Origin of the sequence: Dactylosporangium sp. CS-033363 (assembly GCF_050942475.1) — a bacterium.
Lineage (GTDB): Bacteria > Actinomycetota > Actinomycetes > Mycobacteriales > Micromonosporaceae > Dactylosporangium.
The window spans coordinates 4,815,688-4,842,556 of the sequence record NZ_CP192032.1 but is presented as its reverse complement, the minus strand read 5'-3'; the positions used below and the strand labels follow the sequence as shown (position 1 = coordinate 4,842,556).

Annotated in this window: 28 protein-coding genes; 21 read left to right on the top strand and 7 right to left on the bottom strand. The window is 74.7% G+C overall.

The genetic code is table 11. The annotated features are described in order from the left end of the window. Positions 1-19: 19 nt before the first annotated feature. The 11 genes from ACQPZ4_RS22430 to ACQPZ4_RS22380 are packed head-to-tail and all read left to right on the top strand — an operon-like array spanning position 20 to position 11,261. A complete protein-coding gene (locus ACQPZ4_RS22430; protein WP_433064432.1) occupies positions 20-1,666 on the top strand; it encodes a carbamoyltransferase family protein in 1,647 nt (548 codons plus the stop codon). Next, positions 1,663-2,553 carry a glycosyltransferase family 2 protein gene (locus ACQPZ4_RS22425; RefSeq protein ID WP_433064429.1) on the top strand — a complete coding sequence of 297 codons (891 nt, stop codon included), beginning with the start codon at positions 1,663-1,665 and terminating at the stop codon, positions 2,551-2,553. The genes ACQPZ4_RS22430 and ACQPZ4_RS22425 overlap by 4 nt, the downstream gene beginning before the upstream one ends. Continuing rightward, positions 2,550-4,115, top strand: a complete 1,566-nt coding sequence (locus ACQPZ4_RS22420) for an HAD-IIIA family hydrolase (protein WP_433064427.1) — start codon at positions 2,550-2,552, stop codon at positions 4,113-4,115. Before ACQPZ4_RS22425 ends, ACQPZ4_RS22420 begins: the two co-directional genes overlap by 4 nt. Beyond that, positions 4,112-5,059: a glycosyltransferase gene (locus ACQPZ4_RS22415; RefSeq protein ID WP_433064425.1), complete on the top strand. Its 948-nt coding sequence runs from the start codon at positions 4,112-4,114 to the stop codon at positions 5,057-5,059. The genes ACQPZ4_RS22420 and ACQPZ4_RS22415 overlap by 4 nt, the downstream gene beginning before the upstream one ends. Continuing rightward, the gene (locus tag ACQPZ4_RS22410; protein ID WP_433064422.1) at positions 5,044-6,240 is read left to right on the top strand and encodes a glycosyltransferase; all 1,197 of its coding nucleotides are present in this window, start codon (positions 5,044-5,046) and stop codon (positions 6,238-6,240) included. Before ACQPZ4_RS22415 ends, ACQPZ4_RS22410 begins: the two co-directional genes overlap by 16 nt. After that, entirely contained in the window at positions 6,237-6,821 is a 585-nt protein-coding gene (locus ACQPZ4_RS22405; protein ID WP_433064420.1) for a D-sedoheptulose-7-phosphate isomerase, read from the top strand. Before ACQPZ4_RS22410 ends, ACQPZ4_RS22405 begins: the two co-directional genes overlap by 4 nt. Beyond that, complete coding sequence (locus ACQPZ4_RS22400; RefSeq protein WP_433064417.1) at positions 6,818-8,149, top strand: PfkB family carbohydrate kinase; 1,332 nt, start codon at positions 6,818-6,820, stop codon at positions 8,147-8,149. The genes ACQPZ4_RS22405 and ACQPZ4_RS22400 overlap by 4 nt, the downstream gene beginning before the upstream one ends. Then, positions 8,146-8,823 (top strand): SDR family oxidoreductase, encoded by a 678-nt coding sequence (locus ACQPZ4_RS22395; protein WP_433064414.1) that lies wholly within the window; start codon positions 8,146-8,148, stop codon positions 8,821-8,823. The genes ACQPZ4_RS22400 and ACQPZ4_RS22395 overlap by 4 nt, the downstream gene beginning before the upstream one ends. Then, complete coding sequence (locus tag ACQPZ4_RS22390) at positions 8,820-9,752, top strand: glycosyltransferase family 9 protein (RefSeq protein WP_433064411.1); 933 nt, start codon at positions 8,820-8,822, stop codon at positions 9,750-9,752. The genes ACQPZ4_RS22395 and ACQPZ4_RS22390 overlap by 4 nt, the downstream gene beginning before the upstream one ends. Then, positions 9,716-10,534: an alpha/beta fold hydrolase gene (locus tag ACQPZ4_RS22385; RefSeq protein WP_433064408.1), complete on the top strand. Its 819-nt coding sequence runs from the start codon at positions 9,716-9,718 to the stop codon at positions 10,532-10,534. The genes ACQPZ4_RS22390 and ACQPZ4_RS22385 overlap by 37 nt, the downstream gene beginning before the upstream one ends. A gap of 31 nt (positions 10,535-10,565) precedes the next feature. Then, entirely contained in the window at positions 10,566-11,261 is a 696-nt protein-coding gene (locus ACQPZ4_RS22380) for a hypothetical protein (protein ID WP_433064405.1), read from the top strand. A 2-nt stretch (positions 11,262-11,263) separates the two neighbouring features. Here ACQPZ4_RS22380 and ACQPZ4_RS22375 read toward each other — a convergent pair whose 3' ends face one another. Both ACQPZ4_RS22375 and ACQPZ4_RS22370 read right to left on the bottom strand, forming a co-directional pair. Next, positions 11,264-11,593, bottom strand: a complete 330-nt coding sequence (locus tag ACQPZ4_RS22375; RefSeq protein WP_433064403.1) for a LuxR family transcriptional regulator — start codon at positions 11,591-11,593, stop codon at positions 11,264-11,266. 35 nt (positions 11,594-11,628) lie between these two features. Next, positions 11,629-12,357, bottom strand: coding sequence for a DUF4142 domain-containing protein (locus tag ACQPZ4_RS22370; protein ID WP_433064400.1), 729 nt, complete (start codon positions 12,355-12,357; stop codon positions 11,629-11,631). Positions 12,358-12,485: 128 nt separating this feature from the next. Here ACQPZ4_RS22370 and ACQPZ4_RS22365 point away from each other — a divergent pair, with 128 nt between their 5' ends. The 4 genes from ACQPZ4_RS22365 to ACQPZ4_RS22350 all read left to right on the top strand — a co-directional run bounded on the left by ACQPZ4_RS22365 (position 12,486) and on the right by ACQPZ4_RS22350 (position 16,411). Then, positions 12,486-13,277, top strand: coding sequence for a hypothetical protein (locus ACQPZ4_RS22365; RefSeq protein ID WP_433064398.1), 792 nt, complete (start codon positions 12,486-12,488; stop codon positions 13,275-13,277). After that, the gene (locus tag ACQPZ4_RS22360) at positions 13,270-14,769 is read left to right on the top strand and encodes an NADH-ubiquinone oxidoreductase-F iron-sulfur binding region domain-containing protein (RefSeq protein ID WP_433064395.1); all 1,500 of its coding nucleotides are present in this window, start codon (positions 13,270-13,272) and stop codon (positions 14,767-14,769) included. Before ACQPZ4_RS22365 ends, ACQPZ4_RS22360 begins: the two co-directional genes overlap by 8 nt. Positions 14,770-14,787: 18 nt before the next feature. Beyond that, the gene (locus tag ACQPZ4_RS22355) at positions 14,788-15,993 is read left to right on the top strand and encodes a helix-turn-helix domain-containing protein (protein WP_433064393.1); all 1,206 of its coding nucleotides are present in this window, start codon (positions 14,788-14,790) and stop codon (positions 15,991-15,993) included. A 124-nt stretch (positions 15,994-16,117) separates the two neighbouring features. After that, positions 16,118-16,411, top strand: a complete 294-nt coding sequence (locus tag ACQPZ4_RS22350) for a hypothetical protein (protein WP_433064391.1) — start codon at positions 16,118-16,120, stop codon at positions 16,409-16,411. Here the strand turns inward: ACQPZ4_RS22350 and ACQPZ4_RS22345 are convergent. After that, positions 16,399-17,658, bottom strand: coding sequence for a helix-turn-helix domain-containing protein (locus ACQPZ4_RS22345; RefSeq protein WP_433064388.1), 1,260 nt, complete (start codon positions 17,656-17,658; stop codon positions 16,399-16,401). The genes ACQPZ4_RS22350 and ACQPZ4_RS22345 overlap by 13 nt on opposite strands. Before the next feature lie 140 nt (positions 17,659-17,798). Here ACQPZ4_RS22345 and ACQPZ4_RS22340 point away from each other — a divergent pair, with 140 nt between their 5' ends. Continuing rightward, complete coding sequence (locus tag ACQPZ4_RS22340; protein ID WP_433064385.1) at positions 17,799-18,044, top strand: hypothetical protein; 246 nt, start codon at positions 17,799-17,801, stop codon at positions 18,042-18,044. Here ACQPZ4_RS22340 and ACQPZ4_RS22335 read toward each other — a convergent pair. After that, positions 18,041-18,907 (bottom strand): DUF72 domain-containing protein, encoded by an 867-nt coding sequence (locus ACQPZ4_RS22335; protein ID WP_433064382.1) that lies wholly within the window; start codon positions 18,905-18,907, stop codon positions 18,041-18,043. The genes ACQPZ4_RS22340 and ACQPZ4_RS22335 overlap by 4 nt on opposite strands. Before the next feature lie 133 nt (positions 18,908-19,040). On the opposite strand from ACQPZ4_RS22335, the gene ACQPZ4_RS22330 reads away from it, so the two are divergent. From ACQPZ4_RS22330 to ACQPZ4_RS22315, 4 genes are all read left to right on the top strand, one after another. Beyond that, positions 19,041-19,448: a YciI family protein gene (locus ACQPZ4_RS22330; protein WP_433064379.1), complete on the top strand. Its 408-nt coding sequence runs from the start codon at positions 19,041-19,043 to the stop codon at positions 19,446-19,448. Then, positions 19,445-20,587 carry an RNA polymerase sigma factor gene (locus ACQPZ4_RS22325; protein WP_433064376.1) on the top strand — a complete coding sequence of 381 codons (1,143 nt, stop codon included), beginning with the start codon at positions 19,445-19,447 and terminating at the stop codon, positions 20,585-20,587. Before ACQPZ4_RS22330 ends, ACQPZ4_RS22325 begins: the two co-directional genes overlap by 4 nt. 4 nt (positions 20,588-20,591) lie before the next feature. Continuing rightward, a complete protein-coding gene (locus ACQPZ4_RS22320; RefSeq protein WP_433064373.1) occupies positions 20,592-21,731 on the top strand; it encodes an MFS transporter in 1,140 nt (379 codons plus the stop codon). A 65-nt stretch (positions 21,732-21,796) separates the two neighbouring features. Next, on the top strand, positions 21,797-23,173 hold the full coding sequence (locus tag ACQPZ4_RS22315; RefSeq protein ID WP_433064371.1) for a hypothetical protein: 1,377 nt from the start codon (positions 21,797-21,799) through the stop codon (positions 23,171-23,173). Here the strand turns inward: ACQPZ4_RS22315 and ACQPZ4_RS22310 are convergent. Both ACQPZ4_RS22310 and ACQPZ4_RS22305 read right to left on the bottom strand, forming a co-directional pair. Continuing rightward, entirely contained in the window at positions 23,160-24,155 is a 996-nt protein-coding gene (locus ACQPZ4_RS22310; RefSeq protein ID WP_433064369.1) for an aldo/keto reductase family protein, read from the bottom strand. The two genes, ACQPZ4_RS22315 and ACQPZ4_RS22310, sit on opposite strands and share 14 nt — an antisense overlap. Continuing rightward, positions 24,155-24,802 (bottom strand): TetR/AcrR family transcriptional regulator, encoded by a 648-nt coding sequence (locus ACQPZ4_RS22305; RefSeq protein ID WP_433064366.1) that lies wholly within the window; start codon positions 24,800-24,802, stop codon positions 24,155-24,157. Before ACQPZ4_RS22305 ends, ACQPZ4_RS22310 begins: the two co-directional genes overlap by 1 nt. 82 nt (positions 24,803-24,884) lie before the next feature. Here ACQPZ4_RS22305 and ACQPZ4_RS22300 point away from each other — a divergent pair, with 82 nt between their 5' ends. Continuing rightward, on the top strand, positions 24,885-25,577 hold the full coding sequence (locus ACQPZ4_RS22300) for an SDR family NAD(P)-dependent oxidoreductase (RefSeq protein WP_433064363.1): 693 nt from the start codon (positions 24,885-24,887) through the stop codon (positions 25,575-25,577). A 95-nt stretch (positions 25,578-25,672) separates the two neighbouring features. On the opposite strand, the gene ACQPZ4_RS22295 is transcribed toward ACQPZ4_RS22300, so the two are convergent. After that, complete coding sequence (locus tag ACQPZ4_RS22295) at positions 25,673-26,848, bottom strand: sensor histidine kinase (protein ID WP_433064361.1); 1,176 nt, start codon at positions 26,846-26,848, stop codon at positions 25,673-25,675. Positions 26,849-26,869 lie beyond the last annotated feature (21 nt).

Sequence of the window (26,869 nt, the reverse complement as noted above, 5' to 3'; positions counted from 1 at the left end):
GTGGGTAGTCGGCCGGGGCGTGAGAGTCCTCGGGATCAATGCGATCTTCCACGACCCCGCCGCGGCCCTCGTCATCGACGGACGCACGGTCGCCGCCGCCGAGGAGGAGCGGTTCAGCCGGCGCAAGCACGGCAAGCGGCCGGTCCCGTTCTCCGCCTGGGAACTGCCCGAGCTCGCCGCCGCCTGGTGCCTGCGCGCGGCGGGCCTGCGACCCGAGGACCTCGACGCGGTCGGATACTCGTTCGACCCCGCCCTCTGCGGCGACCTGGCGGCCCTCGGCGTGCACGACCCGGCCGACGCGCTGCGGGTCGACTACGCCCGCCGGGCGCCGCGGTTCCTCGCCGAGGCGCTGCCGGGCCTCGATCCGCAGCAGGTCCGGTTCGTGCCGCACCACGTCGCCCACGCCGCCTCGGCCGGGCTGGCCGCGGGCGGCAACGGCGCGGTGCTGGTGCTCGACGGGCGCGGCGAGACCGCCAGCCACCTCGCCGGCGTCTACCGCGACGGCGCGCTGACCACCCTCGCGGCCCAGCGCCTGCCGCACTCGCTGGGCCTGCTGTACGAGGACCTGACCCGGCACCTGGGCTTCCGGCGCTCCAGCGACGAGTACAAGGTGATGGCCCTGGCCTCCTACGGCCGCCCCCGGTTCCTGCCCGAACTGCGCGACCTCGTGTACCCCACCGAGGCCGGCGGCTTCGCGGTCGAGCCGATCGACTGGCCGGCCCTGGCCAAGGCCCGCGCGGCCGGCGGCGAGCTGACCGCCGACCACGCCGACCTGGCCGCGTCGGTGCAGCGGCGGCTGGAGGAGGTGCTGCTGGACCTGGCCCGCTGGACCTGGGAGATGGCCGGGCGCCCGCCGACGCTCACCATGGCCGGCGGCGTCGCGCTCAACTGCGTGGCCAACGCCCGCATCGCCGCCGAGAGCCCGTTCCGCCGCGTCTGGGTGCAGCCCGCGGCCGGGGACGCCGGCACCGCGCTCGGCGCCGCCCTGCACGTCGCGGCCGCGCTCGAGGCCAGCATCGAGCCCATGCGCGGCGTCGATCTGGGCCGGGGCTGGAGCGACGAGGAGCTCGAGGAGGAGCTGCGAAGAGCCGCGCTGCCGTACTCCCGCCCGCCCGACATCGCCGCCACCGCCGCCGACGTCCTGGCGGCCGGCGGGATCGTCGCCTGGTTCCAGGGCCGCAGCGAGTTCGGCCCCCGCGCCCTCGGCCACCGCTCGCTGCTGGCGCACCCCGGCGAGCGGGCGATGACGGCCCGGCTCAACGACGTCAAGGGCCGCGAGCAGTTCCGCCCGATCGCGCCGATGGTGCGCGCCGAGCGCTTCGCGGACGTCTTCGACGGCGTGTGCCCGAGCCCGTACATGCTCTTCGCGCACCGCGTCCGTCCGGAGTGGACGGACCGGATCCCGGCCGTCGTGCACGTCGACGGGACCGCGCGCGTGCAGACGGTACACGAGCGGGACGAGCCGCTGGTGGCGCGGATGCTGGCCGCGTTCGAGACGCGCACCGGCCTGCCGGTCGTGGTCAACACGTCGCTGAACACGGCCGGCCGCCCGATGGTCGACACCCCTCGCGAGGCGATGGAGCTGTTCGGCTCCGCCCCGGTCGACCTGCTGGCCATCGGGCCGTTCGCGGTGCACCGGGCCGCGGCCTTCGGCGGCGGGCGGTGACCGGCGTCAGCCTCGTGGTGCCGACGCTGGGCCGCACCAGCCTGCGCACGCTGCTGGACGCGCTCGGGACGCTGCCGCCGGACGCCGAGGTGATCGTCGTCGAGGACCGCGCGCGGCGGGGCCCGGCCGCGGCCCGCAACGCCGGCTGGCGGGAGTCGACCGGCGAGTGGGTCGTGTTCCTCGACGACGACGTGGTCCCCGAGCCCGGCTGGTTCGCCCGGCTGCGCGCCGACCTGGCCGTCGGCGAGCAGGTGGGCGGGGTCCAGGGCCGCGTCCACGTCCCCCGCCCGGCCGGCCGCCGCCCGACGGACTGGGAGCGGGCCACGATCGGCCTGGAGCGCGGGGCGTGGCTGACGGCCGACATGGCGTACCGGCGAAGGGTTCTGCTCGAAACCGGCGGGTTCGACGAGCGGTTCCCCCGCGCGTTCCGCGAGGACGCCGAGTTCGCGCACCGGGTCCGCCGGGCGGGCTGGCGGCTGGTCCGCGGCGAGCGCGCGGTCACCCACCCGGTCCGGCCCGAGACCCCCTGGGTGAGCCTGCGCACCCAGCGCGGCAACGCCGACGACGCCTTCCTGCGCCGCCTCTACGGGCCGGACTGGCGCCTGCTGCTGGGCATCCCGCGCGGCCGCCGGGCCCGGCACGCCCTCGTCACCGCCGCGGGGCTCGGCGCCCTGGCCGCGCTCGCCCTGCCCGGCCGGTGGCGGCGGCTCTCCCCCGCGCTCGGGCTGGCCTGGGCGGCGGGCACCGCCGAGTTCGCCGCCGCGCGCATCGCCCCCGGACCGCGCACCCCAGCGGAGGTCACCACCATGGCCCTGACCAGCATTCTCATCCCCCCGCTCGCGGTCGGGCACTGGCTCGCCGGCCTGCGGCCCCGGCGGGTGGCATGAACCTCTTCGACGCCGTGCTCCTCGACCGCGACGGCACCCTGGTCGAGGACGTGCCGTACAACAACGACCCCGCCCTGGTCCGCCCGGTGCCCGGCGCCCGGGCCGCGCTGGACCGGCTGCGCGCCACCGGCCTGCGCCTCGGCATCGTCACCAACCAGTCCGGCCTGGCCCGCGGCCTGGTCACGGCCGAGCAGCTGGGGCGGGTCAACGCCCGCATCGAGGAGCTGCTCGGGCCGTTCGACACGTGGCAGGTCTGCCCGCACGACGACCTGGCCCGCTGCCCGTGCCGCAAGCCGAAGCCGGGCCTGATCGAGCAGGCCGCAGGCGAGCTGGGCACCACGCCGCAGCGGTGCGCGGTGGTCGGCGACATCGGCCGCGACATGGAGGCCGCGCTCGCCGCCGGTGCGGCCGGCATCCTGGTCCCGACCCACGTCACGCTGGCCCGCGAGGTCGGCGCGGCCCCGGCCGTCGCGGCCGACCTGTGCCAGGCCGTGGACCTGATCCTGCGCCGCGACGAGCTGCTCCCGTCGGGCGAGCGGGCCCCGCACACCGCCGGCACCGTCCTCGTGGTCCGCCCCGACTCGGCCGGCGACGTGCTCGTCACCGGCCCGGCGATCCGCGCGGTCGCGGCCTCGGCGGGCCGGGTGGTGCTGCTGTGCGGGCCGCGCGGGCGGGCCGCGGCCGAGATGCTGCCCGGCGTCGACGAGGTCGTCGAGTGGCGGCTGCCGTGGATCGACCCCGAACCCGAGGTCTTCGACCCGGCCGCGATGACCGGGCTGGTGGCCCGGCTGGCCGCGATCGGGGCCGACGAGGCGGTCGTGTTCACCTCGTTCCACCAGTCCGCGCTGCCGACGGCGCTGCTGCTGCGGATGGCCGGGATCGCGCGGATCAGCGCGATCAGCGACGACTACCCCGGCGCGCTGCTCGACGTGCGGCATCGGGTGCCTTCGGGGGTACCGGAGGCGGAACGGGCCCTGTCGCTCGCGTTCGCGGCCGGATTCCCGCCACCCGCCGGGGACGACCTGCGGCTGCGGATCGTCGAACCGCCGCCGCCGATCGCCGACGACGGCCCCTACGTGGTCGTGCACCCCGGCGCGTCGGTCCCGGCCCGGGCCGCGCCGCCGCACGTGTACCGGGCCGTGGTCAAGGCCCTCGCCGCCGCCGGGCACCGCGTGCTCGTCACCGGCACCGCGGCCGAGAAGGAGCTGACCGCCGAGGTGGCCGGCGACTTCGGGACCGACCTGGGCGGCGCCACCGGCCTGGCCGGGCTGGCCTCGATCGTGGCCCGCGCCGACTGCGTCGTGGTGGGCAACACCGGCCCGGCGCACGTCGCCGCGGCCGTCGGCACCCCGGTCGTGAGCCTCTACGCGCCGACCGTCCCCTTCGGACAGTGGGGCCCGTTCCGGGTGCCGGTCGTGCGGCTCGGCGACCCCACCGTCCCCTGCCGCGACACCCGCGCCGCGCTGTGCCCGATCGGCGGCCACCCGTGCCTGGCCGAGATCGAGCCGGGCGCGGTCGTCGCCGCCGTGGAGCTGCTGCGCACCGCCCGGAGGGACCGGTGAACATCCTGCTGTGGCACGTGCACGGCGCGTGGACCACCGCCTTCGTGCAGGGCAAGCACCGGTACCTCCTGCCGGTCACCGACGACCGCGGGCCGTGGGGGCGGGGCCGCGCCCGCACCTTCGACTGGCCGGAGACGGTGGAGGAGGTGCCGTACGAGCACCTGGCCGGCGCGGAGATCGACCTCGTGCTCCTGCAGCGCCCCGAGGAGCTGGACCTGCTCGAGCTGTGGGCCGCCTCCGCGCGCCTGCCGAAGGTGTACGTCGAGCACAACACGCCCCGCACCGCCGTGCCCGACAGCCGCCATCCCCTGGCCGACCGCGACGACGTCGTCATCGTCCACGTCACCCACTTCAACGACCTGTTCTGGGACTGCGGCCGCACCCGGACCACGGTCATCGAGCACGGCATCGTGCCGCCGCGGGCGCGCTACACCGGCGAGCTGGAGCGGCTCGCCGTGGTCACCAACGAGCCGGTCCGCCGCGGCCGGGTCACCGGCACCGACCTGTTCCCGCGCTTCGCCGCGGCCGCGCCCCTGGACGTCTTCGGCATGGGCGTGGCCGGGCTGGCCGCCGAGCGGATCGCGGTCTTCGACGACCTGCCCCAGGCCGCCATGCACGCCGAACTGGCCCGCCGCCGCGCCTACCTGCACCTGTGCCGGTGGACGTCGCTCGGGCTGAGCCTGATCGAGGCGATGGCGATCGGCCTGCCGGTCGTGGCGCTGGCGACGACCGAGGCGGTGGCGGCGGTACCCCCGGAGGCCGGCGTGCTGTCGACCGACGTCGGCGCGCTGACCGAGGCGGCGCGGTGGCTCATCGCATCGCCCGGGGAGGCCCGGCGCCTCGGGGCCGCCGGCCGGGCCGCCGCGCTGCGCCGCTACGGCCTCGACCGGTTCCTGGCCGACTGGGACCGACTCCTGGAGGAGGAGCTGTGCGCATCGCGCTGATCTCGGAGCACGCCAGCCCGCTGGCCGCGCCGGGCACCGAGGACGCCGGCGGACAGAACACCCACGTCGCCGCGCTGGCCGCGGCCCTGGCCGGGCTCGGCCACGACATCCGCGTCTACACCCGGCGCGACGGCCCGGGCCACCCGCCCATGGTGGCGGTGCGTGACGGGGTCACCGTCGTGCACGTGCCGGCCGGGCCGCCCGCGCCGCTGCCGAAGGACGCGCTGCTGCCGTACATGGGCGAGTTCGGCCGCTGGCTCGGTGACCGCTGGGACCGCGACCCGTGGACGCCGGACGTGGTGCACGCCCATTTCTGGATGAGCGGGCTGGCCGCGCTCACCGCCGCCAACCCGCACGGCATCCCGGTCGTGCAGACGTTCCACGCCCTCGGCATCGTCAAGCGCCGCCACCAGGGCACCGCCGACACCAGCCCGGCCCGGCGGGTCGGCTTCGAGCGGCGCCTCGGCCGCCTCGCCGACCGGGTCGTCGCCCAGTGCCGCGACGAGGCCCGCGAGCTCGTCGGCATGGGCGTGCCCCGGGCCCGCATCTCGCTGGTGCCCTCCGGCGTCGACCTCGACCTGTTCACCCCCGAGGGGCCGGTCGCCGAGCCGCCCGGGCGACGGCCCCGCATCCTCTCCGTCGGCCGGCTCGTCGCGCGCAAGGGCTTCGCCGACCTGATCAGGGCCATGCTGTACGTCCCCGACGCCGAGTGCGTCATCGCCGGTGCGGCCGGCACCGCCGAGGCCCGCCGGCTGCGCTTGGTCGCCGAGCGGTGCGGCGTGGAGCACCGGGTCCGGCTGATCGGGCAGGTCGCCGTGGCCGACATGCCGGCCTGGTACCGCTCGGCCGACGTCGTCGCGTCGGTCCCGTGGTACGAGCCGTTCGGCCTGACCCCGCTCGAGGCGATGGCGTGCGGGCGCCCGGTCGTGGCCACCGCCGTCGGCGGGCTCCTCGACACCGTGGTCGACCGGGTCACCGGCGACCTGGTGCCGCCCCGCGACCCGCGCGCCCTCGGCCACGCCCTGCGCCGGCTGCTGCGCAGTGACATGCGGCGGTTCGGGTACTCCTCCGCCGCCCTCGACCGCGCCCGCACCCGCTACTCGTGGCAGCGCACGGCGACCCAGGTCGAGGCGGTCTACCAGGCGGCGGCCGGGGTGCGGGTCGAGGCGGTGGCCCGGTGAGGGCCCTCGAGGCGCACCTGAGCGCGCTCGCCGCCGCGATCGGCCCGTTCCGGCTGGCGTCGGCGCACCTGGAGCGCTGGGGCGGGCGGCTGGCCGCGATCCTCGGCGACGGCGGCCGGCTGCTGGTGTGCGGCAACGGCGGCAGCGCGGCCGAGGCGCAGCACCTCGCGGCCGAGCTCACCGGGCGGCTGCGGGACGAGCGCACGCCGCTGTCGGCGATCGCGCTGTCCGCGGACTCCTCGGCGGTCACGGCGATCGGGAACGACTACGGGTACCGCGAAATCTTCGCCCGACAGGTGCGCGCCCACGGCCGCCCGGGCGACGTGCTGCTCGCCCTGTCCACGAGCGGCCGCAGCCCGAACGTCCTGGCCGCGGTCGAGGCGGCGCACGCGGCCGGGATGGTCTGCTGGGCGCTGACCGGGCCGGGCCCGAACCCGCTGGCGCTCGCGGCCGACGAGGCGATCTGCTGCCCCGGCGACGGCCAGGTGGTGCAGGAGCTGCATCTGGTGGCCGCGCACGTGATCTGCGAGCACATCGACGCCCACATCGCGCGGCGGCGGCCGCTGGTGGCGTACTCATGACGGCCGCCCGGCTCGTCGTCATCGGCGACACCCTCCTGGACAGCGACGTCGACGGCACGGTCCGCCGGGTCAGCCCGGACGCGCCCGCCCTCGTGCTCGACGAGGAGTCCACTGTGGACCGGCCGGGCGGGGCCGGGCTCGCGGCGCTGCTCGCGGCCGCCGACGGGCTCGACGTGACGCTGGTGACCGCGCTCGCCGACGACGCCGGCGGGCTGCGCCTGACCGAGCTGCTGAGCGCGGCCGGGGTGCGGCTGCACGCGGTCACGCTGCCCGGCCCGACCCCGGAGAAGGTCCGCCTCCGCGCCGGCGGCCAGGTCCTGCTGCGGCTGGACCGCGGCGGCGCCGACCCCGCCCCGCCGACCGACCCGGCCGGCATCTCGGCGCTGCTCGACCGGGCCGACGCGATCCTGGTCAGCGACTACGGCCGCGGGCTCACCGGCCGGCCCGGCCTGCGGGCCGCCCTCGACGCGACCCGGACCCCGTTCGTGTGGGACCCGCACCCGCGCGGAGCCGCGCCCGTGCCCGGCGCCAGGCTGGCGACCCCGAACGAGGCCGAGGCGCGGCTTTTGAGTGAGGACGCCGGCGGCGGGGGCCGGATCGCCGCCGCCACCCGGGCCGGGCACGAGCTGCGCCGCCGCTGGCGGGCCGCGGCCGTCGCCGTCACCACCGGGGCGAGCGGGGCGGTGCTCTGCCACGCCGGGCCGACCCCGCTCATCGTCCCCGCGCCGCAGGTTGCCGAGGGGGATTCCTGCGGCGCCGGGGACCGCTTCGCCGCGGCCGCCGCGGGCGCGCTGGCCCAGGGCGCGCTGCCGACCGAGGCGGTCACGGCGGCCGTGCGGGCGGCCTCCGCGTACGTCGGCCGTTTTTTCGTCGATTCGGCCGAGAAGCAGGCGGTCGACCGGGTCCGGGCCCGCGGCGGCACGGTCGTGGCCACCGGCGGCTGCTTCGACCTGCTGCACGCCGGGCACATCGCCACCCTGGAGGCGGCCCGCTCCCTCGGCGACTGCCTCGTCGTCTGCCTCAACTCCGACGCGAGCGTCCGTGGCCTCAAGGGCCCCGAGCGGCCCGTCGTGCCCGCCGCCGACCGGGCCCGGCTGCTGGAGGCGCTGTGGTGCGTCGACGCCGTGGTCGTGTTCGACGAGCCGACGCCCGAGGCCGTTCTCGCCCGGCTGCGGCCCGACATCTGGGTCAAGGGCGGGGACTACGCCGACGGCGGGCCCGAGCTGCCCGAGGCCGACCTCGTCGAGCGGTGGGGCGGGCAGACGGTCATCGTGCCGTACCTCGAGGGCCGCTCCACCACCAGTCTGATCGGAGGGATCCGGACATGAGCCGAGCGATTCTCGTCACCGGGGGCGCCAGCGGCCTCGGCGCCGCCGTCGTGGAGGCGGCGATCGACGCCGGGCTGCGGCCGTACGTCATCGACCGCCGCGACCCCGGCGGCGTGCCCTGGATCGAGTGCGACCTCGCCGACACCCGGGCCGCCGAGGCCGCCACCCGCAAGGCGATCGACGAGCTCGGCCGGCTCGACGCCGTCGTCACCGCGGCCGGGACGGACGTGCCCGGCCGCCTCGCCGACGTGCCCGCCGAGACCTGGGAGCGGGTCGTCGCCGTGGACCTGCTCGCCCCGGCCGCGGTGATCCGGGCCGCGCTGCCCGCCCTCACCGAGACCCACGGCCACGTCGTCACGATCTCCTCCACGCTCGGCGTGAAGGCGGTCAGCGACGCCACCGCCTACTGCGCGGCCAAGTTCGGCGTCGTCGGCTTCACCCGGGCCCTGGCCGCCGAGCTCGCCGGGCAGGTCGGGGTCACCCTCGTCGTCCCCGGCGGGATGCGCACGCGGTTCTTCGACGAGCGCGACGCGCGGTACAAGCCGGGCCCGGAAGCGGTTTTGAACGATCCGGCCGATGTTGCGGCCGCCGTCATGTTCGCCATCGGGCAGCCCCGCGGCTGTGCGGTGCGCGAGCTCGTCGTGTGCGCGGAGACGGAGAGCTCGTACCCGTGATCCTCGTGCTGCGCGCGCTCGGCGTCGGCGACCTCGCGACCGCGGTCCCGGCGCTGCGGGCGCTGCGCCGCGCCTTCCCCGGCGAGCCGCTGACCCTGGCCGCCCCCCGCTGGCTGGCGCCCCTGGCCGAGCTCACCGGGGCCGTCGACGCGCTGCTGCCCTGCACCGGCCTCGACGACGAACTGCCCGAGCTGCACCCGGCCGTCGCCGTCAACCTGCACGGCCGCGGACCGCAGTCGCACTGGCTGCTGGAGACGGCCCGACCCGAGTGGACCCTGGGCTTCGGCAGCGGCGGCCCGCACTGGCGCCCCGACGAGCACGAGGTCCTGCGGTGGTGCCGGATGCTGCAGTGGTACGGCCTGAGCCCCGACCCCGACGACCTGTCCCTCACCCGGCCACCGTCCCCGCGGCCCGGCGCCACGATCGTGCACCCGGGGTCCAAGTCCGGGCTGCGGCGCTGGCCGGCCGACCGGTTCGCGGCCACGGCCCGGGCCCTCACCGCCCTCGGCCACGACGTCGTCGTCACCGGCTCGTCCGCCGAGGCCGCCCTCGCGCACCGGGTGGCCCGGGAGGCGGGGCTCTCCCCCGCCACCGTGCTCGCCGGGCGCACCGGGCTGCGCGACCTGGCCGGGCTGGTCGGCCACGCCCGGCTGCTGGTCAGCGGCGACACCGGGATCGCCCACCTCGCCACCGCCTACGGCACGCCGTCGGTCGTGCTGTTCGGCCCGGTCCCGCCGCGGCTGTGGGGCCCGCCGCCGGACCGCCAGCAGCACGTGGCCATCTGGCGCGGCCGTGGCTCCGAGCCCGGCGACACGCCCAGCGAGACGCCCCATCCGGCGCTGCTGGCCGTCGAGGTCGGCGAGGTGGTGGCGGCGGCCCGTAGGATCGCCGGGTGGCGACGTTCACCGCGTTCGATGGCACCGTCCTGACCGTTGTCGGTGCTGCGAGTCCGGACCCGGTGATCTGCGTGCCGGGCGGGCCGATGCAGGCCTCCGCCTACCTGGACGGTCTCGGTTCGCTGCGCCTCGACCTGCGCGGCACGGGCGACTCGGCCGTGCCGGCGGATGTTGCTTCGTATCGTTGCGAGCGGCAGGCCGACGACCTCGAGGCGCTGCGCGTACACCTCGGGTTGGAGGCGCTGTCGTTGCTGGCGCACTCGGCGGGGGCGGCGATCGCGGTGCACTACGCCGCGCGGTTTCCCGAGCGGGTCGCCCGCCTCACCCTCGTGACGCCCTCCCCCCGCGCGGTCGGCATCGAGGTCACCGACGACGACCGGCGCGCCATCGCCGTGCAGCGCCGCGACGAGCCCTGGTTCCCGGCGGCGTTCGCGGCCCTGGAGCGCATCTGGGCCGGAGCGCCCGCCGACGACGACTGGGCGGCGATCACCCCGTTCGTGTACGGCCGGTGGGACGCCGGCACGGCCGCCCACGCCGCCGAAGGGGAGCGCCGGACCAACCGGACGGCCGCCGCGGCGTACTACAGCGGCGACTTCCTCGTCGGATCCGGCCTCGATCGCGTGACGGCGGCCGTGCTGGTGGTCGGCGGCGAGCTCGACATCCAGCTCCCCCCGGCCCACGCGGCCCGCTACGCCGCGCTGTTCCCCAACGGTTCCCTGGCCCTCGCTCCGCGCGCCGGTCACTTTCCGTGGCTGGACGACCCCGGCTGGTTCGCCGCCACGGCCGGCGTCACACTCAAGGGAATCCGGGGCTGAAGCGCCGCACGGCTTCTGGCAAACTGCCCGAATGCAACGACCGGCGAATGGCTGGACCGTCGGACCTCTGCCACCCTCCGTGTACTGGCGCCGCCGCGCCATGGTCGCGGTCGCCGTCGTGGGTGTCCTGCTCATCGTATGGATCTTCGTCCGCGGTGGCGACGATGGTGCCAAGCCGTCCGCCGTGAGCAGCAACCCCGCTTCTGCCGCGCCTCAGTCGTCCGCTGCCGCTGGTTCGACGGGCGAGCCTTCGGCGCCGCCGCAGATCGTCCCCGCCACCCCGGACACCACCTCGGCCCCCGCCGTGGAGCGCAGCGCCCCGCCGGCCAACGTCGCCCCGTGCACGGACGACCAGATCGCCGTCACCGTCACCACCACCCCCTCCCCCGGCGTGGTGGGCGGCACCTTCACGTTCAACATCAGCATCGCGAGCAAGTCGTCGGACTGGTGCTCGCGCGACCTGGGCCCCGGCGCCCAGGAGGTCCAGGTCCTGCACGACGGCAACCTGCTGTTCTCCTCGGACGACTGCGACACCAAGAAGACCACCGACGTGCGCGCCTTCGCGGCCGGCGACGCGGTGCGGTACCGCTTCGTCTGGAGCAGCTACCGCACGACCCCGCACACCTGCGCCCCGGCCGCGGCCCCGGCGGCGGCCGGCACGTACCAGGTGATGGCCCGCGTCGGCACCAAGACCAGCGGCCCGGTCGACTTCACCATCAACCGCTGACGTCAGTCGCTTCTGGCCACGCTCAGCAGCGCGGCGGAGTCCTCGACGGCCTCCAGGCTGTGCCGGGCGGGCGGGATGACCAGCAGGTCGGTCCGGCCGCCCTCCCACGACTCCGCGCCGCTGCGCAGCACGACGCGGCCGCACAGGACCAGCAGCGTCGCCTCGCCGGGGTTCTCGTGCTCGGCCAGCGACGCACCCGCCCGCAGCGCGATCAGCGTCTGGTGCAGGGCGTGACCCCGACCGCCGTAGAGCGTCTCGGCGCTGCGGCCCGCGGACGACGCGGCCGCGCGCTCCAGATGGACGCCGACCCGCTCGTGCAGCGATAGCTCCATCCGTCCACGCTAGCGCGCGGGGCGGGCCGTTCCGGCTAGCGCGCGGGGCGGGGGCGGAACACGCGGTACGAGTTGGCGGTGGCGGTCACGACGGCGGCGATCAGCACCACCCAGACGACCGTCGGGCTGAAGCCGCTGCCCGCCTCGGCGCGCCCCTGGGCGGTCTGCACGAGGGAGCCCGCGTTGGCGATGTCGACCTCGGGCAGGGCGATCGGCGGCAGCTCGCCGTAGCGGACCAGGTCGGTGCTCTCCAGCATCGACAGGTGTCCCTCGACGACGGTGTTGGCCTCCTGGGCGACCTTGCGCACGATCTCGTTGCGCGTGCCGGAGCGCACCGCGGCGATGATCGGAAAGATCTTGCCGTGGGCGGCGCGCAGGCGGGCCACGAAGATCTGGTCGAACTCCTGGTTCGAGGAGGCCCCGCGCATCTCGTTGAGCCAGCCGGTCTGCTGGTCGGTCGGCTGGGTGGGCAGCGTGACGCCGAGCTGGTTGGCCGCGTCCACGACGTCCTGGTCCAGCTTGACGTGCTGCTGGGCGATGGTCGCGCCGATCTGGCGGACGATCGGATGGGCCCCGCGCTCCGCGGCCATCTGGCCGGCCGGCATCTCCCACAGCCCGGCGGTACGCACGCCGTTGAGCAGGGTCAGGTCGGCGTTGCTGAGCTGGGTGGGGATGTTCGGGCCGGCGAGGGCCACGGCGGGCACGGCGAGGGCGGCGAGGCCGGCACCGAACAGTACGAACAGGGCTCTCAGCAGACGTCTCACATCCAGCTGTTCGGATGGCGGCACCCGTTGGGTTCAAATTCCGGGAAATTTGTGCCCGTGCAATGAACCTCCGGCCACGGCCGGCCCGTACCCGCGAGTGAGAGCGGTACGGGCGAGAGAAGGTGGGCGTGCGCGACGAGCTGAGGCTGACCAGGAGCAGCCGCGAGGGGCGGCCCCCGAAGCGCCGCCGCTGGCCGGCGACGATCGCGATCCTGGCGGCCGGCGCCCTGCTGGCGGCGGCCGGGTACACGCACGTGGGCCGCCTGGCGACCGCCTACGTGTTCGTGGTCCTGCACTTCTACGCCGGCGTCGTGGCGCTGGTCGCGCTGTCGCTGACGGTCATGATCGGCCTGGCCTCGACGGACCGCCTGCTGCTGGCGATCGGGCAGCGGGTACTGCTGCAGACCGTGCACCGCGCCACCGCGATCCTGGCGATGGCCGCCCTGGGCGTGCACATCGCCGTGAAGGTCCTCGAGGCCCACGCGGCCCTAGGTGACGCCGTGATCCCGTTCTTCTCGCAGGGCCGGTCGCTGTTCATCGGCTTCGGCACCATCGCCGCCTACCTCATGCTCATCACGTACTGGTCCGGCCTGGCCCGCAGCCGCCTCACCGGCAAGGTGCGGCCCTGGGTGTGGCGGCTGCTGCACGGCTGCGCGTACCTGTCCTGGCCGATCGCGATGCTGCACGGCCTGAACGCCGGTCGCCAGGCGGCCACCTGGGTCGCGGTCAGCTACCTGGCCGGCCTCGTCCTGGTCGGCATCGGCCTGATCGTCCGCATCATGTCCCGCTTCGGCCGCTACGCGATCGGCGCCCGCCCCACCCCCACTGCCGCCGTCCTGCCGCCCCGCGTCCCGGTGCAGCGCACGGCCCGCCGGAACCCGAACCAGCGCCAGCTCACCCAGGGCCGGCACAGTGGCTGACCGCGGCGCCGTCGAACTGAGCACCGAACCGGTCATCAACCTGGGCTGCCACGGCCCGGCGCGACTGATGGCCGGCGTCCGCGAATACGGCCGCCTCGACCTATGGGCCCAGACGAAGGTGTACGGCGAGCCGGTACCGATTCCGCTCCCGGCTCTTGTGGACCTGGCGACCCAGATCCGCCTGGGCGGCCGAGGCGGCGCCGGCTTCCCCTTCGCCCGCAAGCTCGACGCGGTCGTCAAGTCGTCCCACCGCCGCGGCCTCCCCGCGATCGTCGTCGTCAACGGAACCGAGGGCGAACCGGCCGCCTGCAAGGACAAAATGCTCCTGAGCATGGTCCCCCATCTGGTACTGGACGGTGCCGTCCTGGCCGCCAGCGCCCTGCGGTCCCCGGAGCTCATCGTCGCCATCGCCGACGACGGCGTGGCCGAGGAGTCCCTGCTCGACGCGCTGGAGGAGCGCCGCGGCACGTCCATGCCCACCCGCGTCGTGATGGTCCCGCACCGCTTCCTCTCCGGCGAGGCCGGCGCCCTGGTCCGCGGCATCAACGGCGAGCCCCACATCCCCCCGGGCCGCAAGGTCCGCGCCAGCGACACCGGCGTCGGGGGCTGTCCGACGCTGGTCTCCAACGCGGAGACGTACGCCCAGCTGGCCGTGGCGGCCGCGATCGGCCCCCGCGAATACGCTCAGATCGGCACCGACGAGGAGCCCGGCACCGTCCTGCTCACCGTCACCGGCGCCGCCCGCCGCCCGGCCGTGATCGAAACCCCGACGGGCACCCCGCTGAAGGAAATCCTCCGAGTCTGCGGCGCCCCGACGGGCCAGGGCGTCCTGACCGGCGGGTACCACGGCACCTGGATCACCCCGGAGGACGCGGGCCAGGCCGAGATCTCGCGCCGCGGCTTCGAGGAGGTGGGCGGCTCCCTGGGCGCCGGCATCATCGTGCCCCTCCCTGACAACACCTGCGCCCTGGGCGAGGTGGCGAGGGTGACGCACTACCTTGCCGCCGAGTCAGCCGGCCAGTGCGGCCCCTGCCGCCTGGGCATGCCGGAAATGGCCCAGCTGCTGACCGGCATCCTGTCGGGCGGCACGTCCCCGGAGGCGGTACGCGCCCTGTGCGCCGCGATGCGCGGCCGCGGGGCGTGCAGCCATCCGGACGGGAGCTCCCGCTTCGTCCTGTCGGCCCTGGAGGTCTTCGCGGACGACGTGAACGCCCACCTGTACCACCACGGCTGCGGCCGCCCGGTCCGCGGCGTCCTGCCGATCCCGGAGGGCCCGGACGAGCCGGGCGCGGGCCGGCTGTCGGTGGACTGGAGCAGCTGCGACGGGCACGGGTTGTGCGCCCACATCCTGCCGGAACTGGTCCGCCTCGACGAGAACGGCTTCCCGACGATCCCGGACGGCGCGGTACCGTCCTGGCTTGAGCCCCAGGCCCGCCGCGCCGTCGACATGTGCCCGACGATGGCCCTCCGCCTCGGCCGCCCCACCCACTGACAGGGGTACGGTTCGAGCATGAGCGACGTCGACCCGCGGTTCGGCGCTCGTCTGCGCGGGCTGATCGAGCAGCGGCAGACGTCCTACCGCGCGCTCGCCGCCCGGGTCCACCACGGCAAGACCCACGTCCACGACCTGGCCACCGGGCGGAAGGCGCCCACCGCGGACGTGGCACGGCGGCTCGACGAGGCCCTCGGCGCCGGCGGCGAGCTCGTCGCGCTGGCGGCCGCGAGCGCCCCGCCCGGCAACGCGCCCGTCGACGGTCCCGACGCCGAGTTCGAGGCCCTGGAACTCGCCCGGCGCATCGAGGCCTCCGACGTCAGCGACGGCACGCTGCACCGCCTCGAACAGGTCGCCGACCACATGGCGATGGCGTACGCGGGCACGCCGCCGGCCGAGCTGCTGCCCCGGGTCCGGCAACACATCGCCTACGTGACGACGCTCAACGAGGCGCGGATGACGCTCGCCCAGCGGCGCCGGCTGCTCGTCACCGGTGGATGGCTGGCCCTGCTTGCGGCCACCCTGCACGTGGACCTGCGCCAGGGGGACGCCGCCGAGGCGTGGCTGGCCACGGCCGAGCAGATGGCCGATCACGCGGGGCACGACGAGATCCGGGCCTGGTGCCTGGAGACCAGGGCGTGGGACGTGCTGACCGCAGGCCGGTACCGGGACGCATTGGAGCTGTCCCGGCGGGCGCAGGCGATCGCTCCGGCCGGGTCGTCCGCCCTCATCCAGGCCACCGCGCAGGAGGGCCGGGCCTGGGCACGGATGGGCGCCGCCGCCGAGACCCGCCGCTCCCTGGAGCAGGTCACCCGCCTCGTCAGCAACCTGGCCACTCCGGAGAACCCCGAGCACCACTACCGGTACGACCCGGCGAAGGCGATCAGCTACACCGCCACCACGCTGTCCTGGGTCGGCGATCCGGCCGCCGAGGACTTCGCCCGCCACGCGATCGCCGAACTGGAGGCTGCGCCGGGCGGCGTGCCGCGGCCCCGCCGGGTCGCCTCGGCGCGGCTCGACCTGGGCCTGGCGCTCCTCGCCGCCGGCCGCCCCGACGAGGCGTCGGCCGAGGCCCTGACCGCCGTCACCTCCGGCCGCATCGTGCCCTCGAACTGGTGGCGCGCGGTCGAGGTCTACCAGGGCGTCAAGCGGTCCGGCGCCCCGGCGGCGATCGAGCTGCGCGATGCGTTCGAGGCCCACCGCCCGGCCCTCCCGACCACCTGAGTGTCCGCCCGTCCGCGGACAGTCAGCGGACACCGGCGGACGGCCAGAACACCCCGATCACGGCCCGCGCCCGGCAGGCTACGGAATCATCCAAGAGGGCCGCCGGTCGAGGTGGAGGCGCGAGATGGGCAGGAAAGTCCGGCACACGTTTGTCCGCCCGTCGTGGCAGTGCGCGGGCTGCGGCGAGGCGTGGCCCTGCACGGACCGGCGGCGACGACTGTTGGCCCGGTACCAGGGCGAGGCACTCCGGCTGGACCTGCGCACCATGCTCGGCACCTGGATGCTGCGGGCGAAGCACGACCTGGCGCTGCCCGAGGAGCAGGCCGAGGCCCGGTTCATCGGCTGGACGTACGACGCCGCCGTCCAGGTCAGCATCGCTTCCAGTCCGGCCGCCCCACCCACCGATCAGGTCCGATAGGCCTCGTCGAACTCGTCGACCAGGACATTGCCGCGGTACGGCTCCAGCGCCCGACGCACCTCGCCGACCCGATCGGTCGCCCGCGCGGAATGCGCCAGCCGGGCGAGCCGCAGTGCCCGCAGCGCGGCGTCGGCGGCGCGGTCGACCTCGCCCGCCTGGACGAGCGCGACGGCGAGCCAGGTGAGGTAGAGGGCCGACTCCCGAGCCACCTCGTCGCCGTACCCAGAGGTGGCCCGCTCCAGGATCGGCACCGCCCGCAGCGGGCGCCGCAGCTCCGTCCAGCAGCGTCCGGCCATGATCTCGACCTCGCCGGCGCTCAGCCAGTACACCCAGACCGGGTCCTCGTCCGGCCGCCGCTGCTCCAGCTCCCGCTCGACGGCGCCCAGCGTGCGGTCGCACGCGGCCCCGTCCCCGGCCCGGGCCTGCGCCCACGCGACCCGCTCCAGCAGCAGCGCACGGGCCGTCGCCGAGGCGTGACCGTCGGCGCCGCACGAGGCCGACCGCGCCAGCACCGCCGCCTCCCGGGGATCGCCGGCGTTCGCCACCTGGTAGCTCAGGCTGGAGAGGTTGTTCGCGGCGGCCGCCCGGTCGCCCCCGGCGTGTGAGGCCCGCATCCCGGCCAGATACAGCCGCTCGGCCTCGCGGAGCCGGCCCGCGTCCGAGGCGACCCACCCGGCCACCTGGCACAGCTCCCCGAGCGCCACCAGCAGCCGGCGCCCGACCTCCTCGGCATAGGCGGCGGTGCGCAACAACTCGGCCGTGGCCCCGACCTCGGCGGTCAGCAGCTCGTACGTTTCCTCGCCGCCGACATGGTCATCGAGGAGCCGCAGCTGATGGACCCGCCGCTCCACCTGCTCGACGGTGTCCGCACCGATCCGCCGCCCGGCGCGCACCGCGAAGACCTGCGGCGGTTCGGCGATCAGCCACTCATGGGCAAGCCGAAGCGCGCTGCCGGGCGTGGGCGGCGCGGCGACGAGCGCGGCCGCGAGCACCTCGGCGTCGTCGCGGCGCCAGCCTTCGCCGTCGATCCGCCACGCCGTTCCGCTGCGCCGCCCGCAGAGGGCAACGAGCGCACCGTCAGCGCCGAGCACCCGATCGACGGCCTCGGCGACGGCCGCCGTGGGTGGCCGCGTGCCCGCCTCGATCCGGCTCAGATGCCCGGGGTCGACGTGGGCCTGCCGGGCGAGCGCGCGCAGGCTGAGCCCGGCGGCCTCGCGCCGCGCGCGCATCGCTTCGCCGAAGGTCACCTGCACCGCCTCGGGTCGTGGTGTTGCCAGGTGTTGCCGGGCTGCCCCGGCAACACGGTCACCCCTGTCACACCGTGTGCCGGTCGTCAACGCTACCGGTGATGGACGTCGAACGACATCAACGCCGGTGGAGGCGCGCGATGAGTAGGAAAATCCGGCACACGTTTGTCCGCCCGTCGTGGCAGTGCGCGGGGTGCGGCGAGGCCTGGCCCTGCGCGGACCGGCGCCGGCGGTTGCTGGCCCGGTATCAGGGCGAGGCGCTCCGGCTGGATCTGCGCACCATGCTCGGCACGTGGATGCTGCGGGCCAATCGCGACCTGGCGTTGCCCGAGGAGCAGGCGGAGGCCCGGTTCATCGGCTGGACGTACGACGACGCCGCCGCCTAGCCCAGCAACGCTTCCAGTTCGGCCGCGTTGCGCTGGGCGTAGTCGGCATAGCAGTTGTTCATCAGCACGTGGGTGCTCGACGCCTCGGCCGCCAAGGCCTGGATTCGTGGGGCCCATTCTTTGAGTTCGCTCGAAGAGTACAAGTAGCCGAACTTCTCGTGGATGTCCTTGCTGGTCCACTTGGCGCTGTGGCCGTGGAAGCGGATCACCGCGAGGTCTGACGTGGCCTCGACCACCGGGGGGATGCTCGAGCTGTGGCCCTGGGGCATGTCGACGGAGACGAACGGCAAGTCGTGGTCGCGGAGGAAGGAAAGGGTTTCCGTGGCGTTGCCGCCGGCGAACCACGAGGCGTGGCGGAACTCGATGGCCACGCGCAGGGGCTTGCAGCGCGCGGCCACCGCGAGCAGGGTTTCCTTGTTCGAGCGGCGCAGGGTGAACCACGGCGGAAACTGGAAGAGCAACGCGCCGAGTTTGCCGGCGGAAACCAGCGGGGAAAGCGCGGACAGGAAGCGGGACCACACGTCGTCGAGAGCGGGACCAGGCAGATCCTTCGGGTAGACGGTTGCCTTCTCGACGGCAGGGCGCAGGTCGGCCGGCAACGCCGAGACGCGCGTCGGGTGGCCCGTCAGCAGGCTGAACGCCTTGACGTTGAAGGTGAAGCCGGGAGGAGTCCGCGACGCCCAGAGGGAAACCGTTTGCTCGGCCGGCGGGGCGTAGTACGTGGAGTCCACTTCAACCAGGGGAAACTGCGAGGCGTAGTAGCCCAGGCGCGCCGCGGCGGAGTCGGCCGTCGGCGGGTACCAGCCCGAGTCGAGCAGCGTCTTGTCGGTCCACGACGCCGTGCCGACCTTCACCTCGCCCATGACCGTCCCCATCCCCGAGGCCGGCGGGACCAAACGGCGCGCAAGAAAAATCGGATGAGCCGGGAAATAATGTCGAGAAGCCGTGCCCGGTTCCGTCCCCGCGGCAGAAGCAACGAACCGAGGAGGAACCACCATGGCGAAGTACCTGCTGCTCAAGCACTACCGCGGCGCCCCCGAGGCGCGCAACGGCGTGCCGATGGAGCAGTGGACGCCGGCCGAGATTACGGCCCACGTCCAGTTCATGCGGGACTGGGCGCAGCGGCTGGAGAAGACCGGGGAGTACGTCGGCGGGCATGCGCTGCTGCCGGAGGGGACCTGGGTGCGGTACGACGGCGAAGGGCGTCCGCCGGTCACCGACGGGCCGTTCGCCGAGACGAAGGACCTGATCGCCGGCTGGGCGATCGTCGACGTCGACAGCTACGAGCGCGCGCTCGAGGTGGCCGCCGAGCTCTCCGCGGCGCCGGGCAAGGACGGCAAGCCGATCCACGAGTGGCTGGAGCTGCGCCCGATCATGGCCGAACACGCCACCACCGGCGAGTGAACGAAACCGCGCTCCGGAGCCTCACGCCGGGCGTCATCGGGGTCCTCGTCCGCCGCGGAGCTGACTTCGCGGCGGCCGAGGACGCCGTGCAGGACGCGCTGGTCGAGGCGGTCCGCGCCTGGCCGGCCGACCCGCCCCGGGACCCGAAGGGCTGGCTCGTCACCGTGGCCTGGCGCAAGTTCCTCGACGCCGCGCGCTCCGAGGCCGCCCGACGCCGCCGCGAGGACCTCGTCGAGACCGAGCCGGTCCCCGGACCGATTCCGGAACAGGACGAAACGCTGCAGTTGTACTTCCTGTGCGCCCACCCCGCGCTCACCCCGTCCTCCGCCGTCGCCCTGACGCTGCGCGCGGTCGGCGGGCTGACCACGAGGCAGATCGCCGAGGCGTACCTGGTCCCCGAGGCCACCATGGCCCAGCGCATCAGCCGCGCGAAACGCACCGTGGCCGGGGTGCGCCTGGACCAGCCGGGCGACGTGGCGACCGTGCTGCGCGTGCTGTACCTGGTGTTCAACGAGGGCTACTCCGGCGACGTCGACCTCGCCGCCGAGGCGATCCGGCTCACCCGCCAGCTCGCCGCGGTCATCGACCACCCCGAGGTCTCCGGCCTGCTGGCGCTGATGCTCCTGCACCACGCCCGCCGCGCCGCGCGGACGGCCGCAGATGGGGCCCTCGTCCCGCTTTCCGAGCAGGACCGCACCCGCTGGGACACCACCGCGATCGCCGAGGGCGTGGCGATCCTGCAGGCCGCCCTGGCCCAGGACCGGCTGGGCGAGTTCCAGGCCCAGGCCGCGATCGCCGCCCTGCACGCCGACGCGCCCACGGCCGAGGAGACCGACTGGGTGCAGATCGTCGAGTGGTACGACGAGCTCCTCACCCTCACCGCCAGTCCCATCGTCCGGCTCAACCGCGCCGTCGCGCTCGGCGAGGCGGACGGCCCGAACGCCGGCCTGGCCGCGCTGGCGGAACTGGACGCGCGGCTCCCCCGGTACACGGCGGTGGCGGCCCACCTCCACGAGCGCGCCGGCGACCTGACCACGGCCGCGGCCCTGTACGCCGAAGCCGCCCGCCAGGCCCCGAACCTCGCCGAGCGCGACCACCTGTTCCGCCAGGCCGCCCGTCTCAACTCCCGAGCGCGCTGACGGGTTGGCCTACCTCACCGTCCTGCGCATCCCCGGCGCCGCCGGCTTCTTCGCCACCACGGCCCTGGGCCGCCTCGGCGTGTCGATGTACGGCCTCAGCGTCATCCTCGCCGCCGCGTCCGGCTACGACGACTACCTCCGCGCCGGCCTGGTCGGCGGAGCGTTCGCGGCCAGCGAGGCGGTCGGCGGCCCCGTCGTCGGCCGCTTCGTCGACCGGGCCGGCCAGCGCCGCGCCCTGCCGCTCATCGCCGTCGCGCATCTGGCCGCACTTACGGGACTTGTCACCGTCCTGGCCACCGCCGCCCCGGTCTGGCTCGCCGCCCTGGTCGCGGTGGCCGCCGGCGCGAGCGTCCCGCAGCTCGGCGCCCTCGCCGCCGCGCGCTGGAGCCACCTGCTGCACGGCGACCCGCGCATCGACACCGCGTTCTCGCTGGAGTCCCTGGCCAACTCGGCCGCGTTCATCGCCGGCCCGCTGGCCGCGTCGGGCGCCGTGGCCCTGCTGACCCCGACCGCGGGCGTGGCCGCCGCCTGCGTCCTGGTCGTCGGCGCCACCCTCGGCCTGTCCGCCCAGCGCGCGACGATGCCCGCACCTCAAGAACCGAAGGGCGAAAGACCCGTCTGGCGTACCGTCGCCGCGCTCGGCCTCGCCAACGTCCTGCTCGGCCTGCTGTTCGGCACCACCCAGCTCGCCGTCACCGCCCTGGCCCGCGAGCAGGACCGCGTCGCCCTGGCCGGCGTCTACTACCTCACCATGAGCGTGGGCAGCCTGGTGGCCAGCGCCCTGTACGGCACCGTCCGCTGGACCGTCCCGCCCTGGGCTCGCCTCGCCGGAGCGGGACTGCTCGCGACGATTGGGGCCGCGCTCATGCATTTGGAGCCGTTCACCGGGTTGTTCGTCATCGGCCTCGGCGTCGGCCCGGTCATCATCCTCATCGGCACCCTGCTCGAGGCGCGCGTGCCCAAGTCCCGCCTGACGCAGGCCTTCGCGCTGATGTCGGCCCTGAGCGCCGCCGGCATCGCGCTGTCCGGCCTGGCGGGAGGCGCGGCCGTGCAGGCACACGGTCATACGGGCGGATTCGCGCTCATCATCGCGTACAGCTGCGGCCTTGTGCTGTTGCCCTTGCTCCTGCGGCGGACTGCATAACGGTCAGACGTCGATGTGCGAGCCGGGGGCGGCGGCCCGGGAACCGGCTCCCTTACCGTGGCGACGTGACTGACGCCCGCGCGCCGGAAGAACGGACCGAGAAGCCGGAACCCGCGGCGACGGACGAGGGCGACGTGTCCGACGCGCGCCCGCCGGAGGAATCCATCGCGACGCCGGAACCCGCGGCGACAGACGAGGGCGACGTAACTGACGCCCCCGCGCCGGAAGAACCCGTCGCGACGCCGGAACCCGCGGCGACAGACGAGGGCCACGTGACCGACGCCCCCGCGCCGGAAGAACCCGTCGCGACGCCGGAACCCGCGGCGACGGAAGCGATCGTCGAGCACGAGGACAAGACCGGGGACGACGACGCGGTCGAGCGTGACGACGAGCCCGTTCCGGTCGTGGCCGAGCCGGAAGTTCGGCGGAGCCGGCGCCGGATCGCCGTCGCGGCCGCGGTGCTCGCCATCGCGCTCGTCGCGGCCGGCGGGGTGCTCGTGTGGCGGGTGCTCACGCCGAACCCGCGGTCCGTCGCGCAGGAGTACTTCGGGCGCCTCGCCGCCGGGGACGCGACCGGGGCCCTGCGCACCATCGACAAGGCCTCCCTCGCCGCCGACCTGCCGACCGCGGCGCCGCTGCTGAGCGATGCCGCGCTGCGTGATCCCGCGCTGCGACCGCAGGACATGTCAATCAACAAGGTGACCGAGGCGGGCGACACGGCCACGATGGAGGTGCAGTACCGGGCGGGCGGCTCCACCGTCACCCAGACGCTCAAGGCCCAGCGCCAGGGCCGCCGGTACCTGCTGGAGGCCCCGCTCGTCCGGCTCGTCATCCCGGGCACCGGAGCGGCCAGGGTCACCGTGAACGGGATCGACGTCGATCCGGCCAAGGGCGGGCCCGCGTTCCCGGGTGCCTTCGCGGTCGCCGTGGAGGGCACTGTGCTGTTCAACGCGCGCACCGCCCAAGCCGTGCCGGGGCCCGCCGGGGCGGCCACCGTCAACCTGGGCGCGCCGAGTCTGTCCGCGGACGGGCAGGCCAAGGCGGACGCCGCGATCAAGGCCGCGCTCGAACTGTGCGCGAAGCAGCATTTCGAGCCGCAGCCCACCTGTCCCGAGATCGACCTGTTCCAGCGGGGTGACTTCGTCCCCGTCGAGCCGCCGGCCGACGCCGAGCCGGTCGAGATCCCGGCCGGGGCGACGGTCACGATGCTCGCCGCCGACATCAAGGTCGCGCTCGCGAAGGCACCGGCGTGCACGTACACCGTCGACGCCGGCGAGCGCGTGGCGTTCACCTGCGCCGACGGTGTCGCGCACTGGGACATGAAGCTGGTTCGGCAGGACGACGGTACGACGGTGGCGACCAACGCCGGCGACACGCCCGTCGCGCCCAAGGGGCACGTCGAGCTCACCAGCGACGGCCAGTTGAAGGTCAGCTTCGCCTGAGCACCCCCTCCTGGGCGAACGGGGCCAGGGTCGGCCGGCTGATCGGGACGTCGCCGAGCGCCGCGTCGATCTGGGCCAGGATGTCGTTGCTGAGCTCCACGCCCGCCGCGGCCGCGTTCGCGTGCACCTGCTCGGGGCGGGACGCGCCGGTGATGGCCGAGGCGACCTCGGAGCGGCGCAGCACCCATGCGAGGGCGAGGGTCGGCAGGGTCACGCCGAGGCCGCCGGCGATCGGGACCAGCCGCTGTACCGCCTCCAGGAACTCCTCCCGCAGCACGAGCTCCTTCGATCCGCTCATCGAGTCGCTCGCGAAGCGGGAGCCCTCCGGGATCGGCTGGCCCGGCTTGTACTTCCCGGTCAGCACCCCCTGCGCCAGCGGCGACCAGACGATCTGGGAGATGCCGTTCTTCGCCGTCAGCGGGAAGACCTCGGCCTCGGGGGCCTGCCACAGCATCGAGTACTGCGGCTGCGACGACACGAACAGCTCCGGCCCGGCGATGTCGATGGCCGTCCGGATCTGCTCCGGCGACCACTCGCTGAAGCCGAGGTACCGCGCCTTGCCCTGCTCCACCACCTTCTGCAGCGCCTCGATGGTCTCCTCGATCGGCACCGAGGTGTCGAAGCGGTGCGCCTGGTACAGGTCGACGTGGTCCGTCCGCAGCCGGCGCAGCGAGGCGTCGATCTGCTTGGCGATCTGCGCGCCGGACAGCCCCTGGTCGGTGTCGGACATCTGGCCCCACACCTTGGTCGCGAGGATGTACGAGTCGCGCGGGTGCTTGGCCAGGATCTCGCCCCAGGCCTCCTCGGCGGCACCCCGGCCGTACACGTTGGCCGTGTCGAAGAAGTTGATCCCGGCGTCGAATGCGGCCTCGGTGCAGGCGCGGGTCTGGTCGGCCTCGATCCCGCCCGCGTACGTCAGCCAGGAGCCGAGCGAGATCTCCGAGACTTCGAGGTCGGAGCTGCCGAGCTTGCGAAAACGCATCAGTACGTCCCTTTCATGAGCAATGCCTCGTGCAGTTGCGCCGGGGTCAGCGGCGGCTCGGGCAGCGGTTCGCCCACCGCCCGGGCCCGCAGCCCGTCGAGGTTGATCGCGAGCGCGCGCCGCCAGGTCCGCGGGGCGACCCCGGCGGTGGCGCGCACGATGGTGGAGGTCGACCAGAAGAGGTACATGAGGTCCTCGACCGTGCAGTCCGGCCGCAGCGCACCCGCCGTTCGAGCCCGCTCCAACAGTCCGCGCGCGTGCTCCATCTGCGCGTCGCACATGGCCGTGAGCGCCTCGGCGTCCGCGAACCGGCGGCTGACGGCGTCGTTGAGCGCGGGGTTGTCGGCCTGCAGCTCGCAGACCAGCGTGACGTACACCGTCAGCGCCTCCCACGGGTCCTCGATCGCCTGCGCCCGAGCGAGCGCGTCGCGCACCCCGGCCTCGACCAGGGCCGGCATCACGGCATCGATCAGCGCCTCACGATTGCGAAACCGGTTGTACAGCGTGCCCGCGCTCACCCCCGCCCGCTGCGCGATCTCCTCGAGCGGCACCTGCAGCCCGCGCTCGCGAAACGCCTCGGCCGCGGCCGTCATCAGCCGCTCCAGGTTGCGCTGCGCGTCACGACGAAGCCTTACCCCTTCCGTCACGGCCCAAGCCTACGGCGCACGAACTTGACGCCACCCTCAAGTTATGAAATACGTTGAGGCAACCTTCAACTTGAGGAGCAGCATGACCGACAGGACCATCGCGGTGCTCGGCGCCGGCACCGGCCTGGGCACCGCCGTCGCCCGCCGCTTCGGCCGCGAGGGTTTCCGGGTCGCCCTGGTCGCCCGCACCGCCGACCGCCTGCACACCTTGGCGGCGACCCTGGCCGACGAGGAAATCGAGGCAATCCCGTTTCCGGCTGATCTCACAAACGCCGCCTCGGTACCGCCGATGCTCCAGCAGATCGAGCAACGTCTCGGTCCGATCGACGTCCTGGAGTACGCGCCGATCACCACCGGCCTGTTCGGCTCCATGGCCGCCCTGGACGCGGCCACGGTGCAGGCCCACCTGAACCTGCACCTGCTCACCCCGATCGAGCTCGTCGGAAACCTGTTGCCGACCTGGCAGAAACTCGGCAACGGCGCTTTCCTGCTGGCCCAGGGCATTTCCGCGGTCCACCCGATGCCGCGGCTGGGCGCGCTGGGCCCGTCGATGGCGGCGGCGCGCAACTGGGTGCTGGCCCTGCACGAGGAGCTCGCCGGCACCGGCGTGTACGCGGGCGTGGTGCACGTCGGCGCGATGGTCACGGGCAGCGCCGCCCACCGCACGTTCGGCGCCGCGGCGGCGGACTTCCCCCAGATCGACCCGGCCGCGATCGCCGACACCATGTGGTCCATGTACACCGCCCGCGACCGCGCGGAGCAGATCCTCAGCTGAACGTCGCGGTTTCCGTCCTCGCCTGACCGTCGCGGCCGCGGCTCTCAGCTACGGGACGCGGTCACGTCTTCGGCTGAAGGTCGCGGTCACGGTTCTCAATTGAAGGCCGCGGTCACGTTTTTTGGGCTGAACGTCGCGGTCACGGTGAACCCGCCGGCGGCGGTCGGTCCGGCCGCGAACGTGCCGCCCAGCGCCTCGACCCGCGCACGGAGCCCTTTGAGACCGCGTCCACCGCCGCTGCGGGCCGCGGCGCCGAGCCAGCCGCTGGTGCGGGCCGATGCGCCGGTGCGGGGCGTACCACCGGTGCGGGCCGCGGCGCCCGCGCTGCCGCCGGTGTCGGTGACCTCGACCGTGACCCCGTCCGCCGCGAAGCGCACCTCGACCTCGGCGGCGGCGCCCTCGGCATGCTTGACGGTGTTCGTGAGCGCCTCCTGCACGACCCGGTACGCCGCGAGCTCCACCGGCTCGGGCAGGCCGCGGGGAACGCCGGCAGTGCGGTACGAAATCTGGATGCCGGTGCTGCGAACACCTTCGACCAGCGTCTCGAGCCGCCCGGTCAACCCGGGTCGCGGGGACGCGGGCGGCGCGAGCAACCCCATCACCTGCCGCAGGTCGGCCATCGCCTCCCGCCCGCTCGCCTCGACCGCGAGCAGCGCCCCGGCCGCCTGCTCCGGCGCCTTGGCCAGGCTGATCCGCGCCGCCCCGGCCTGGATGATCATCATGCTGACGTGGTGCGTGACGACGTCGTGCAGTTCCCGAGCCAGAAGAGCCCGCTCCTGTACCTTCACCCGCTCGGCCTCCGCAGCCGCCCGCTGCCGCCAGGCCCGCCGCCCGTTCGCCGCGATGATGATCGGCACGAGAATCGCGAACGGCACGTACTCGTTCGGCACGGTGGGCAACGACGAATCGGGCGCCGCGGCCGCGAGTACGGCAACACCGGCGAGGCTGCCGAGCGCCGGGATTCGGTACGGGCTGTACGCGGCAGCCGAGTACGCGGCCACGACGGCGGCGTAGAACTCGGGCCGCAACTGCTCCGCCGGGGCCACGACGAGCGTGGCGGCGACGACCCAGAGCACCGCGAGCGGGTACCGCCGCCGCACTGCAAGCACCGCGGCCGCAATTGCCGCCGCGATCACGGGAACGGGCGCCCGGCTCTGCTCCCACGCGTACTGCACGCCGACCGCCCCGACCGCCACCGCCAGCGCCGCGTCGAACACCCACTCCCGCCGTGAGGGCCGGGGAAGCGGCCCGGTCGCCGCGGTGACGCGCATCGAGCCATTCTCCCCGCCGGG